We start from the raw sequence: 12,752 nt of genomic DNA, 5'->3' as shown, positions 1-12,752 counted from the left end.
CTAGGTTGGCGGTGTGCCAGGGCTCGGATTCGGTGGTCACCGCGTTGACCGTACCGGCGCTCAGTCGTCCTCGGCGCGAGCGGCGAGTGCGAAGTTCTGCCTCACCCGTTCGAAGTCCGCGGCCTGTGCGGGTTCGAGGTCGTGGCCGGTCATCGACCTGCCGTGCGCGCCGAGCACATGCGGCGTTTCGATGTCCCACATCTGGTAGCCGAAATGGTGCTGCAGGGCGTAGCGACGCTGGCACGTCGGCGTCTAGGTGCCGTGTTCTCCGCATAGATCATCGGTGTGCCGCGTAAAGCCGTTGGCGCCGACGGTGCGCCAGTGCCTACAGAGCACGCGTCTTCGGGCGGTCTTGTGCTGCCGCGCGTTGCTCTCCGCCGAGGTGTCGTCGAGTGGGGAGCAGCGGAGGTCCTCCCGGCGAGTGTGTTTGTGCTGCTCAGCATCTTTCTTGTTGGTTGCGGGGAGCAGCGTGGCGATGAATTCGGCGTTTCTGGGGGACACTGCTCCCCGAACCGGGTGATCGGCTGGGAGCAGGTGGGGTGGTCACTGGCCGCGCTCAGCGGCGTCGAACGGCGTTCAGTAGCGTCGGGTGGCGTCGTCTGACCAGGCCTGACTGGTATTGGTACTGGTCAGCGGATTGATCGGACTACGTTCACACAGGAGCGCTCCATGAACAGCGCTCAACAGCCTCGAAGAGCGCGTTTGCGCAGGTCAATAGCGCCGAACAGCGTGACCTCTTTACTGCGATCGCTCCCATGAGCTCTCCCTCGCTGTCGGAGTGGTCCTCCGGGTGCTGAGTCGAGCGTTCGGGCGCCGGCTGACCCCTCCTGAGCGATGGGAGAGTTCGGAGGGCTGGTGGAGGGTCGGACGGGCACTTCGCTGTGGTCCGCGGACCCGTCAGGCTTCGTCGAGGCGGTTGCTGTGGTGGAGCCAGTACGCTGCGGCGAGGGCCAGGGGCTGTCTACCCACGCAATGGGGCCCCTGGCCCGCCAGCTTCGAGTGCCGTATACCTTCCCGGCTCCACGTCCGAGGGGCGTGTGGTTGCGGTCAGGTGTGGCGCAGGACCGTTTTCATGTCGACCATCGCGTTGGGGGCCGGGTCCTCGATGGGGTCGGATGGCGTTTCGTACGCGGTGAAGTCGGCGACCGTGCCGAGGCCGAAGTCCCAGCGTACGGGGTAGGGCTCGCCGGTCGTCGCCACTGAGATCTCGGTTCGGGCGGCCTTGGTGGTCCGGGTGTCGAGCACGGTGATCGTGGGCACGCCGCCGATGTCCTTGGGGTCGCCCAGGGCGAGCTGTTTCGGGACCGCGCTGTCCAGGAAGGTCCGGTCGGCGAACGAGAAAGTGCCGTCCAGGCCCGCGGTGGCGAGCAGGGGATCGCTGTGCTCGACCTTGATCCAGCGTGCGCCGGCGAAGGTGGCGTAGGTGTGGGCTTGCTCGGGTTTGCCGAGTTCGGTGGCCCAGAACGTCTCGTCGGGGCGGATGTAGAAGTTGGTCGCGGTCTTGAGGATTTCGGTCGTCCCGCCGTCGCGGGTGAGGCTTCCGCTGAGGTTCTCTCCCCGCACGGCGAGTTTGATCGACAGCGGCTTGCTCGCGTCGCCGCCGTGGACCTCCACGTGGTAGGACGGGGCTGACTTGAAAGCGGCGAGCGACCTGTCCACGACGGTGGCCGCCGGCAGATCGGTGAGGTCGTTCTCGGCCGGGGTGGCCGTGTCGTGAGCGCATCCGGCCAGCAGCAGCATCGCTGTTGCGGCGACGGCCGCCCTCATGGACATTCTCACGTGGTTCCATCCCGTACGGTTCGGCAAGCTTGCGCAAACAGCCGCCACAGTAGCGGGTCGACCGCGCCCGAGTGCCAGCCGCACGGTCAAGTCGAGCACCACCTGCTGAGGGCGGGGCTCCGGCGGCGAAACCCATTCGGCTTGGTCATCGCGACACTGCTGAACCGGGAGAGCCCGAGCCTGTAGGAGGGCGAGGTGATCTCGTACGCTGCCGGGCGTGGGTGACTTCCTCAACACGACGCTGGCCCGGGTGCCGGACGGATTTGAGCTGCCGGAGCCGCTGCGCCTGCTCTTTGCCTGGGTCGATGAGCAGGGGTTCGTGGTGAAAGGGCACGACGGGGATCTGTACGGCTCGTTGAGCGATAACGGCTGGGTGGGTACCTCGATCGAGTTGCGTGGCTACACCGCCGAGCAAACCCTGTCGTACGCGCGGTCCTGGTTCGACGAGTCTGTCCCGGATGCGGCCGCACGGTTGTGGCCGTTCGCGCAGACCGGCGGTGAGGGTTCGATGGCCGCGTTGTGGCGCGACGGTGAAGGACGAGTCAGGATCGTTCATCTCGGTTCGGGCAGCGGTTCGATCATGACGTGTGTGCTCGCCGACGATGCGGTCGACTTTCTGCGGCTGCTGGCGATCGGTTACCGGGAGATCTGTTGGAACGAGGAGTTCGGCGCGCCGCCCGAGCCGTGGGACGCCGACCACGAGATTGTCAACGAGCCCTACCGGGACTGGCTGTACCGCACCTTCGGTGTGACCGCCCCCGCTACTGGGCTGGAGATCGTGTCGGAGCCCGCCGAGATGGGCGACGAGGACACCGCGGACCCGTTCTGCCGCTGGGTCGACAATAAGGAAACCTGAGCCGGTCACCGGCTCAGGACGCCGGCTCCGCAAGTCAACCACCGCCAGGCGCCCGGCGTCGCTGGCGAGTGGCTCACCACGTCACCGAAGGAACTATGGTGAGTGCCAGCAAGGAGTCGGGGCAGACGGCGCCGAATGCCGACTGGGCCTTCTGTGCAGCAAGATAGTGCATCCGTCGTAGCTGCTCTTCGCACGGCTATCGGGCCGGTTCCGCAACGTTCAGCGGCTATCCGATGCAGCGATGGGTGAGCGCTAAGGTTGATCGATGTATGAGTCAAAGAACATCGCCGTCGTCAATTTCAGCGCGAGTACACCTGGCTCTGTGTTCGCCCAGGCTGCCGAGTGGTGCAACGCAAACGACGGCAGATATGAGATCGAAGCGGTGCAATTTCACGAGAACCTCCACGGCGTCGCGCCCGACGAGCGCTACGACGTGGGAGGGCTGGCTGTACCTGGCCACCGTCATCGACCTGGCCTCCCGCCGCGTCGTCGGCTGGGCCGTCGCCGACCACCTCAAGACCGACCTGGTCGACGCCGCCCTGACTGACGCCCTGCACCGGCGCCGACCCGCCGACGGTCTGGTCTTCCACTCCGACCGCGGCTGCCAGTACACCAGCGCCCAGCACGCCCGCCTCGCGAAGCGGCACGGCGTGCGGCTGAGCGTGGGTCAGCGCGGGCAGTGCTGGGACAACGCGGTTGCCGAATCGTTCTTCTCGACGCTGAAGACCGAGCTGATCCATCGGCAAGCCTGGCCCACCCGCAAAGCCGCCCATCAGGCGATATTCGAGTATGTCGAGGGCTGGTACAACACCCGCCGCTGGCACTCCAGCCTTGGCTACCAGAGTCCCGTCGCCTACGAAGGCGGCACCGTCATCAGCCTGCTGCCTGCTCTCAAGGTAGCCTGAAGATCAACTCATCGACCCTGTCCGTCGAAACGGGTCAAGCCCACTTTCGCAATGTTTGGACTGGCAATGTGTACAGGCGCTGAGTCTGAACGTCTCCTCGGCCGTGGTGGTTGTCATCGAGGTTCGCGTGAAGGTCATAGCCGTCGGTGAGCAAAAGACGGTGATGCCGGTGACCGTAGCCCGCATCGAGCGCCGGTGGTTCACTGCGATCAAGGGGAACGCCCCTGACGCCCGTCCGGCGGGTCCTGCACGAACGCGGGGTGAGCTGGCAGACGTCGAAGACGTGGAAGGCCAGCAACGACCCGGACTTCACGGCGAAGATGCGAGCGATCCTTGACCTCTACGACCGTGCACTGGCCGCCGGCAGGGTCGTCTGCGTCGATGAGTTCCGGCCGCTGAATCTGCAGCCCCGGCCGGGCAGAGCCTGGAGACCGCAGGGCAAGCCGGTCCGGCTCCGGGCGACCTATCACCGTGATCACGGTGTCCGGCACATGATTGCCAGCCTCGAACTGGCCACCGGGAGGATCCACTACCGGATCCGGGACCGGAAACGCTCGGGCGAGTTCCTCGCCTTCCTCAAGAGCCTGCGACGCCGCTGGCCAGGCCAGACGCTGCATCTGATCGTGGACAACTTCTCCCCGCACAAGCACCCGACTGTCCGAGCCTGGTGCCAGGCTAACGACGTCGAGCTGGTCTTCCTACCGACCTACAGCTCCTGGCTGAACTGGATCGAAGCCGAGTTCGCTGCCCTGCGCTACTTCGCCCTCAACGGCACTGACCACCGCTCGCATGCCGAGCAAGACACGGCGATCGGTTATTACATCCGCTGGCACAACCAGCGAGCCCGGCCGAAAACCGGATACGCGACCGAGTCCAAGATCCGCCACCCGGATTACCCGTTCAAGGCCGCATGACGAGGCACTAGCTGCGATCGACCTGGACCGGGCTGGCGACGGATACGGGCCGGCTTGGCCAGCGGATTGCCCGGGTGGGATCGAGCTGACCGCCAACTTCCGCGCAAGGGACGGGCCACGGGCTGAAGGATGCGGCCTCCGCGATGATGCCGTAGCCGCCGGGCGAGGTAGACCGCGGAGCACCGATCATCCGAATCTCACACCGTGCCGTGGATCAGTCTCGATGGGGCTGCGCGATCGGTCATTCCGGGTAAGCAGCCAACGCGCGCGCCGCGCGGGCGTTTCCGCTCGCCGCCAAGGCCTCCAGGTCGGCGCGCCGCCGCTGCAGGATCAGCAGCTTGATCAGGTCGTCGCCGGCTTCCCAGTGCTCGGCGTGCGGTGTCAGCATGCGGATCGCCTCGTCGTTCTCGCCGCGGCCTGCCAGCATCTTCGCCAGTTGTGCCGTCGCGGTCGGATCGTCGAGGTGTGGGCGCAGCGTCGTCTCGGCGTCCTCGGTGAGACCTTGCGAAGCGAGCACCCCCGCGAGACGCCGATCGAGCGCCACATCCGTGCCGGCGAACGGGCGCAGCAGCGCGATGATCTCCGAATGGTGCTCGGCGGCACCGAGCCCGAGTAGCAGCCCGGCCAGCCTCTGCGCCGCGTAGTCGCTGCCCGTTCGGGCCAGTTCCCGCAGTTGGTCGACGCGCTTCTCCCGTTCGAGGAGTTCGACCAGCCGGTGCCCCGCCAGCCCGGGGTCGGCTGTCGCATGTGGCGCCAGTGCGGCGATGGCCTCGTCGACCTCACCTCGGTCAACGAGCAGTTCGGCGAATTGGACCGCCGCCTCGGCGCTCCGCGGGGCATGGGTGGAGAGCAACGCGATCGCTTCGTCCTTCGCGTCGTGGTCGGTGAGCAGGCGGGTGAGCAGGCAGGCGACGTGAGCGTCGCCCGCTGCCAAGGGCCACAGCCCCTCGACCGCGTCGTCCAGCGAGCCGCGGTTCACCAGCAGATCCGCCAGCGCCCGTACGGCGTGACCGTCACCGCGAATGGCTTGAGCCTGGAGGTCGGCGATGCGCTCGTGGGCCGTCAGCAGCTTTGCCAGCGCGGCACTCGCGAAGTAGTCATCGCGATTCGTGTGGGGGGTGAGGACGGCGACAGCCTCGTCGGTTCGGGAATGACTGTCGAGCAGGGCGGCCAGGCGTACCGCGGCGCTGGCGTGTTGTTCCGCGACCGCGCGCAGGACGACGATCGCCTGGTCGGTCTCGCCGCGATCCTCCAGAATTCGCGCCAGCACGTCCGCGGCGTGCGCGTCGCCGCCAGCGGCCAGCGCCCGCAGTTCTTCGTCGCGACCCGCTTTGACCAGCAGGTTCACCAGTTCGATGTCGGCTCGGAACACTCCGTCCGCGACCGCGCGTCGGGCGAGGTCGAGCGCTTCGTCGACGGTGGCCGGGTCGTCGATCAATAGCGAGGCCAAGGCCATCGCCGCGTGCGAGTTGCCCCGGTCGACCTGAGCCCGCAGGCCCGGCAGATGCCGTTGCCCGGCGAGAAGGGCGACCAGCTCGCGGCCGGCCGACCAGTGCCGAGCATGCGGCATGAGCACCCGAACCGCCTCGTCCGAGGACGCCAGTATCTTCGCCAGCCGGACCGCGGCCTCGGCATCGACGGCGGCGTGAGCGCGCAACACGGCCTCCGCGTCGGCCTCACGGTGTGCGTTGAGATAGAGGCCGGCCAGCTGGATCGCGGCCTCGGCATCCACCTCGGAACGGGTGGCCAGCACTGCCATCGCCCGCCCGCCCTCGTTTCGATCGGTCAACAGGCGTGCCAGTCGCCGCGCGGCCGCACCATCCCCAGCGGTGGCCAGCAGCTGTAGCTGCGCGACGTCACCCTCCCGAGCGAGCAGGTCGACCAGCAGCCGGGGGGAGCCGTAGTCCCATCTGCTCATGGCGTGCGGAGTCAGTACCGCGATGGCCCCGGCTACGTCCGCTTGCTCCACCAGCAGTTCCGCCAGGCGGGTCGCGGCGCTCTCGTCGCTCCACGCGAACCTGTGCAGCACCGCCACGGCCGACGCCACATCCCCGGACTTCGTCAGGATCGCGGCGAGCCGGAGAGCTGACGAGACGTCGTCCTGTGCCGGGCCGTGGAGTATCTGCGTCGCCTCGCCGGTCTCCTCGCGGCGAACGAGCACATCAGCCAGCGCACCGCAGGCGTCGGTGTCGCCCTGTCCGCACCACGCCCGTAGCTCCTCGACGCGTTCATGTTTGGTCAGCAGGTCGATGAGCGCGTACTTGGTCGATCGTGTTGAGGAGATCGCGCCGGGCTGCAGGACGGCGATGGCCTCGTCGACTTGGTCGCCGTCGGCGAGGAGATCGGCGAGCATGATCGCGGTGTCCGTGTCGGCGGACGCGTGGACGCGGAGCACGCTGGCCGCCCCCACGCCGTCACCTTGATCCCGCAGCAGGGTGGCCAGGGCCCGAGCCGCCAGCGGATCCTCGGCGTGGCGGGAACGTAGCATCTCCAGATCACCGTCGCGGACCAGCAGCGACACAAGCTTGTCGTCGAGGTACGAGTTCGGCGGTGCCTCCCGCAGCAGTCGCATCGCTTCGGCAAGTCGTCCCCGGCCGGCGAGCTCGTCGGCCAGCGTGCCGAAACTCGAGCCGTTGACCCTCGATGCGTGATCGAATCGGCCGGCCAGCGCGATCGCCTCGTCCAGTTCGCCGTCCGCCGCCATCATTTCCACCAGGATCCCCGCCGCCTCCGAGTTGCCCTCAGCCGCGAGCGTCTCCAGCTCAGATCGACGATTCAGTGTCTTGAGCAGGGCCGGGAGGTCTTGCGCCGACTGGCGGGACTCGGTCGTGGTGCGGAGCACCGCGAGTGCCTCGTCGACCCGGCCGCCGGCGGTCAGCACCGCGACCAGCCTGCGCGACGCGTCCCGGTCGGCCGGTGCGTGTTGCTCGAGCAGACTCACGGCTTGCTCGCTGGCGCCTTGGGCGAACAGCAGGTCGGCGAGAACGACGCACGCCCCGGATGTCCTGGCGACGAAGGGCTGGACCACGTCGCTCGCCTCCGGCAGCCGGTCGTCGGCTCGCAGCATCTGGACGAGAGGCCGTCCGATCGCCCAGTCACCCGCCGCGGCGGGCGCCCGCAGGAGTGCGAAGGCCTGCGAGGCATTGTTCTGGCGGCGGAGCAACACCGCGAGTCGCAGCGTGTGCTCGTTCCTGCCGCCGGAGTGTTCGCGGAGCAGTTCGATCGCGTGCTCCGCGCGACCTTGTCCGAGCAGCAGGTCGGACAGCCGGCGGGCGGCCCGGTCGTCGCCTCGTCCCGCCCGGGCGCGCAGCTCGGCCTCGTCCGTCATGTCGAGCAACGCGGCGAGCTGTGCACGGGCTGCGTCGTTGCCAGAGCCGGCGAACGGCCGCAAGAGTTCGATCGCGGACGCGACTTCGCCCCGGTCGGTGCGGATCTTGGCCAGGACAACGGCGGCCAGGCTGTCTCCGCCGGCCGCTCTGGTCCCGAGCTCATTGACCCGGCCGTGTTTCCGCAGCAAGTCGATGAAGTAGTACTCGGACCCGGCCGGGTCGATCGCCGTGTGGCGCCGCACGACCGACACCGCTTGATCGACATCTCCCTGCGCAATCAGCAGGTCAGCGAGGTCCCGGACCGCATGCCGATCGTCCTGGTACGGCTGGAGCAGGCGGATCGCGTTCGCCACCTCGGTCTCCGGTCGCGCCGCGAGAACGATCGCAGCCTCGCCGTCGCCGCCGGTCGCCCGGCCACGGAGCTCCTCGATCAGATCGAGCTTCGCCAGCAGGACGGCGAGCTGGCGAGACGCCAGCCGGTTGCCGGCAGTCGCCTGCCGTCGCAGGATCCGCAGAGCTTCGTCGGTCCGGCCACTCGCCGTCAGCAGATCGGCCAGCTCGTCGCAGATGTACGGATCATGTCGATGCGGCCTGAGACAGGCCAGCCCGGCCGCGGTGTCCCCGTTCCGAGCATGGATCTGGGCCAGCCGTCGAGCGATGATGCTGTCTTCAGGCTGACTGTGCGTACGAAGGAAGGTGGCCGCCGCGCTCAGGCGTCCCTGCTCGATGAGGAATCCGCCTAAGGCGATAATCGCGTGCTGATCGCCCCGCTCGGCCCTCACGGCGAGCCGATCCATGCGGCCGTTGGACGCCAGCGCCTCGGCCAGCACGCTTCCGGCCCTGAGATCACCCATGCGTAGGTAGGGCTCCAAACGTGCGACCGTCTCATCGACCTGACCGATCCCAGCCAGGAGCTCGGCGAGTTGGAGGGCTGATTCCCTGTCGCCGCCCGCGGCCTGCGGCCCCAGAACCGATGTCGCCGCCGCGATCCGTCCTTGCGCCGCGTATTCCTCGGCCAACGCTCGCCCGGCAGCACGATCGCCCTGCCGGACCCAGGCGCCGAGCTCGATGGTGCGCCCGTGCTTTCGCAAAATGGCGGCCCGGGGTGCCGCGGCATCGTCGTCGGCGCCAGTCAGGGGCGCGAGCAGAGCGAGAGCTTCGTCGACCGCTCCGCGCCGGGACAACAGACCGGCCAGCTGCAGGACCGATTCACGATCCCCCGCCCGGGCGCGGGCCCGCAGCGCGGGCTCGTCCTCACCGGCCACCAGCACGGCGGCAAGTGCCCGACCGGCGAACCGGTCGCCGGCATCAGCGCGGTGCTCCAGCTGGCGCAGGCGATGACCTTGGACCAGCAGGTCGGTGAGCTGTCGCGCAGCGTCCTCGTCGCCCTCGTCGGCCGGCAATTGAAGCCGATCGATTGCCTCATCCAGGCGACCGTCCTTGGCGAGATGATGGGCGAGCCCCAGGATGGCGTCCTTGTTGCCGCCGTCCGCGTAGGGACGCACCATGATGACCGCCTCTTGGGCGTGCCCGGTGTCGGCCAAAATTTCAGCGAGTGTGATCACCGCATTGAACGATCCGCGGGCGGCCACGCGCCGCAGGACCCGCGTCGCTTCCGCTCGCCGACCGTCACGATCGAGAGATTTCGCCAGTTCCACGGCGGATGACTGATCGCCGGCCGCCGCCCGCTCCCGCAATCGGTCGGTCTCGCCCCGCCGGCCGAGCAGATAGGCCAGCTCGGCGGCCGCCTTGGCATCGCCCGCGTCGGACCGGCGCTCGAGAAGCCGCAGGCCGTCCTCGGCCCGGGGAAGGTGGGCGGGCAGGCTGGCGAGCGCCAGCGCCGCCCCGCTGTCGCCGGCCGCGGCCCGGTCGGCGAGTTCATCGAACCGCGCGTTGCTGACCAGCAGGATCTCCAGGCGGTGCCGGGCCTGCCAGTCGTCGGGCCGAGATTCGAGCAGGGCAAGCGCCTCGTCCAGGCGATCGTCCAGGGCCAGCAGGTCGGCCAGCCACACCACCATGTCGATGGACGCGCCCGCGGCGTGCTTCAGGCCCAACGAGATGGCCTCCGGCCAAACACCCTTGCGGACCAAAATCTGACCGAGACCGTACGCCGCACGCCAATTCCCGGCATGGGCGAGCCGGCGCAGCGCAACCGTGCGGTCGTGCTCAACGAGCAACCGCACCAGGCCGCGCGCCTCGGGATCGGCCTGGCGGGCCAGGTCACCGCTCATCAGCTCGACGGCCTCGTCGACGCTCCCCAAGCGGGCAAGTATGCCGGCTAGCTGGACGACAGCCGTGGGCCCGCCTCGCCGTATCTGGTCCCGCAGCAGCGATATCGCCCGCGCGCTGTCGCCCGACTGCAGGCAGAGGTCGGCGAGCCGGCCGACGGAGTCCGCGACATCGCGTGCGGCGAGCTTCTCGAGGAGGACCCGCGCCGCGGCGACGTCGCCGGCCCGCAGCAACACCTCGGCCAGGTGATACTCGGCGGCTTGGTTCCCGGCCGCGGCGAGCTCGCGCAACTCGGGGAGCCGGCCGTTCCTTCTAAGTAGTTCGGCCAGGTCCCATCGGGCCGATTCGTCGCTCGCCGCGGCCTTCCTGAGCGTGACGAGGCGAAAGTCGAGCCCGAGATGGTCCTGCAGCAGGGCGTGCCGGAACTGCCAGACCCCGGCGTTGCGCCGGAAGACGTTCCGCTCGTAACCGTCGCGGATGAAGGCCAACAGCTGCAACGGCAGCCGAGATCGCACGACGAATGAGAGGTGCGCCAGCCGGAAACGCACCCACCACCAGCCACCAGCGGCCAGCGCCGCCGAACAACCGCACACCACCAGAGCGGTCGCGGACCCGGCCCAGGTGAAGGGGTCGTGGCGTACCAGTAAGGTGGCCACGAATCCGAGCACACCGATCAGCGCATGACGCGCCGAGGTGTCGGCGACGATCCAGAGCGTCCGCCGCTCCGGGGCTGGCCCCGCCCGGCGCCGGCGAAACCATCGCGGCGCGATGGCGCCCAGAAGCAGGATCCCGGAGGCGATCCCTGCGGCGAACCCGGCAGCTACGTGACCCGAGATGGCCGCGACCACCAGGCCGACCAGCGAAACGTAGCCGACCCATCGACCGCTGTAACGCATCCAGGACCGCGGGTCGCCACGAGCGGGCGCTGACCCCAGTGATCCCCAGACACCGCGTGCCGTTCCCAGGACCACCGCGGCACTCGCCGACCCGGCGATCAGTGCGGCTATCGGGCCCGAGACGAACCAGCCTGCCATCCCCGCCAGAACGCCGCCGAGTACGGCGGTGACGGCTCGCAGTAACCATTCGGCCCGGTCCGGCCGGCGGGACAACGCTCCTGCATCAAGGAGCTGCCACCGCAGGTCGCGGCTCCCTCTCCTGGTGAGCAGAAAGGCCATGAAGCGCAGCCAGTTCTTGGCGCGCCCGCCGTCGTAGTGGCGGCGGGCCGGCGCCGCCTGAGCCCACGAGTGACTGCGCGCATCGACCGGATAGAGGCTCGCCACGAACGTGTCGAACAACGTGGCCGAGATCAGAGCCGTGGTCGGCAGGTCGAGCAGCTCTCGCGGGTTCGTCGCCGGTTGTGCGTAGGCGGTGCGCGCGAGACTCACCATCAGGGGCGTGGACAGCACGGTGGCAAGGTCGCCACGAGGCGATTCCCGGAGGGCACCGAAGACCTCGTCCCACCGGTGGCGTAGGGGTTCCGGGTGGGACAGAAAGGCGATGGCGTCGTCGACACTCACCGACGCGATCTCCACGACTGCCGCGCGCGACAGGATGGCGCCGCCGAGGTTGACCGCGACCTCGTATTCCTGGGTCCGGCAGGTGACCACGAGCTGCCAGTTGGCCACAGCGAGCTTGTCCAGCTGCCGGATCGCCGTGACGTGCAGATCCGGATCCAGCTCGTCCAGGCCGTCCAGAACCACCACGAGACGCCGCTGCGCGGCGAGTCTCGCGATGAGGGTCCTGGGGTCGGAGTCATGGCCCGCCAGGAATGGATGGTCCGCCAGCAGCCGGCGGAACACGAAGTCTTCCGGCACCTCAGCGTCGGGGTTCCACGAGTTGACGGGTATCAGCACCGGCACCGGAGCGCCTGCCGCCTGGTCATCGAGAAGACCCAGCGTCAGAAGAATGGCCAGGACGGTCTTGCCGGCGCCGGGCTCTCCTAGAACGACCAGCTGGCGATGCGGCAACGACAGGAAGCGGGCGGCGACGTCTTCAGCGTCACCCGCGAACGGCATCGTCCGCCAGTCGGGCAACGCCGATTTTGGATCGACGACCGGCCTCGCCGCCGCGACGTTGCGCTGGGTGGACGACCAGCGAAGTCGCAGGGGCAGCGGTTGCCGCAGGGAGTGCAGGACGGCCGACTGGGTCCACTGCTTGCGGACGGCTTCGCGAAGCCGGCGTTCGGCCTCCGCGACCGTGTCCTGGTTGCCGGCCGATCGGACCGCCAGAACCGCGAGCCAAGCCGTCACCAGCAGCAGCAGGCCGGTCCCGGTCCAGACCGCGACTGACCACCACTTCCATGTGACCTCGACGGTGTTGGTGGCAAGGTTGCCGACCAGCGCCAGGGCACCCGCGGCCAGGGCCGTGAGCAGCGCCAGCCTGGCCGGCCCCGGGCGAAACCTAAGATGGCCCACGCAGACATGATGGTCGCCCGGACAAGACGGCGATAGATGCCCCACCAATCGAGGCCGCTCTGTTCGCCGGTGGAATTAGTGAACTTCGGCCAGGTTCGGCCGCGCGGATGAGGGAACCCACCCGCTCGCCCTTCGAAGTCGGCCATGCACCGGCCGACGAAGAGGTTGCCCTGTTCAGGACTGAGAGCAGTAAGGCCGGCCTCCGCGGCTGATCAACGTCCTCCTGATTCGGCCGACCCGCAACATTACCTAACGTTTGCGCTGGTCAAACTGGCGCCGCCGCCACCAGGCACGCGCCAGAAGAGCCCATTAGCATCCGGACACCG

6 protein-coding genes are annotated in these 12,752 nt (G+C 68.6%); 3 read left to right on the top strand and 3 right to left on the bottom strand.

All coding sequences use genetic code 11. The features are described 5' to 3' along the window. Positions 1-60: 60 nt before the first annotated feature. Positions 61-201, bottom strand: a complete 141-nt coding sequence (locus tag Acy02nite_RS44855; RefSeq protein WP_203755900.1) for a hypothetical protein — start codon at positions 199-201, stop codon at positions 61-63. 846 nt (positions 202-1,047) lie between these two features. Next, entirely contained in the window at positions 1,048-1,767 is a 720-nt protein-coding gene (locus tag Acy02nite_RS44850; RefSeq protein ID WP_203755897.1) for a hypothetical protein, read from the bottom strand. A 229-nt stretch (positions 1,768-1,996) separates the two neighbouring features. Between Acy02nite_RS44850 and Acy02nite_RS44845 the strand changes: the two genes are divergently transcribed. The 3 genes from Acy02nite_RS44845 (at position 1,997) to Acy02nite_RS44835 (ending at position 4,454) form a co-directional block, all read left to right on the top strand. Then, a complete protein-coding gene (locus tag Acy02nite_RS44845; RefSeq protein WP_203755895.1) occupies positions 1,997-2,635 on the top strand; it encodes a hypothetical protein in 639 nt (212 codons plus the stop codon). 368 nt (positions 2,636-3,003) lie between these two features. Beyond that, on the top strand, positions 3,004-3,540 hold the full coding sequence (locus Acy02nite_RS44840) for an IS3 family transposase (RefSeq protein WP_203755893.1): 537 nt from the start codon (positions 3,004-3,006) through the stop codon (positions 3,538-3,540). Positions 3,541-3,743: 203 nt separating this feature from the next. Beyond that, positions 3,744-4,454: an IS630 family transposase gene (locus Acy02nite_RS44835; protein ID WP_307872316.1), complete on the top strand. Its 711-nt coding sequence runs from the start codon at positions 3,744-3,746 to the stop codon at positions 4,452-4,454. Between the two features lie 241 nt (positions 4,455-4,695). On the opposite strand, the gene Acy02nite_RS44830 is transcribed toward Acy02nite_RS44835, so the two are convergent. Next, the gene (locus Acy02nite_RS44830; protein ID WP_203755891.1) at positions 4,696-12,426 is read right to left on the bottom strand and encodes an NACHT domain-containing protein; all 7,731 of its coding nucleotides are present in this window, start codon (positions 12,424-12,426) and stop codon (positions 4,696-4,698) included. Between the last annotated feature and the right edge of the window lie 326 nt (positions 12,427-12,752).

Origin of the sequence: Actinoplanes cyaneus, from assembly GCF_016862095.1 — a bacterium.
In the GTDB taxonomy this organism is placed as follows: domain Bacteria; phylum Actinomycetota; class Actinomycetes; order Mycobacteriales; family Micromonosporaceae; genus Actinoplanes; species Actinoplanes cyaneus.
This window is presented reverse-complemented; position numbering and strand designations above follow the sequence as displayed.

Bases quoted from the DNA above. Each gene is read 5' to 3' on its own strand.
- Acy02nite_RS44855 (WP_203755900.1), bottom strand. From the start codon at position 201: ATGTGGGACATCGAAACGCCGCATGTGCTCGGCGCGCACGGCAGGTCG.
- Acy02nite_RS44850 (WP_203755897.1), bottom strand. From the start codon at position 1,767: ATGAGGGCGGCCGTCGCCGCAACAGCGATGCTGCTGCTGGCCGGATGC.
- Acy02nite_RS44840 (WP_203755893.1), top strand. From the start codon at position 3,004: ATGAGATCGAAGCGGTGCAATTTCACGAGAACCTCCACGGCGTCGCGC.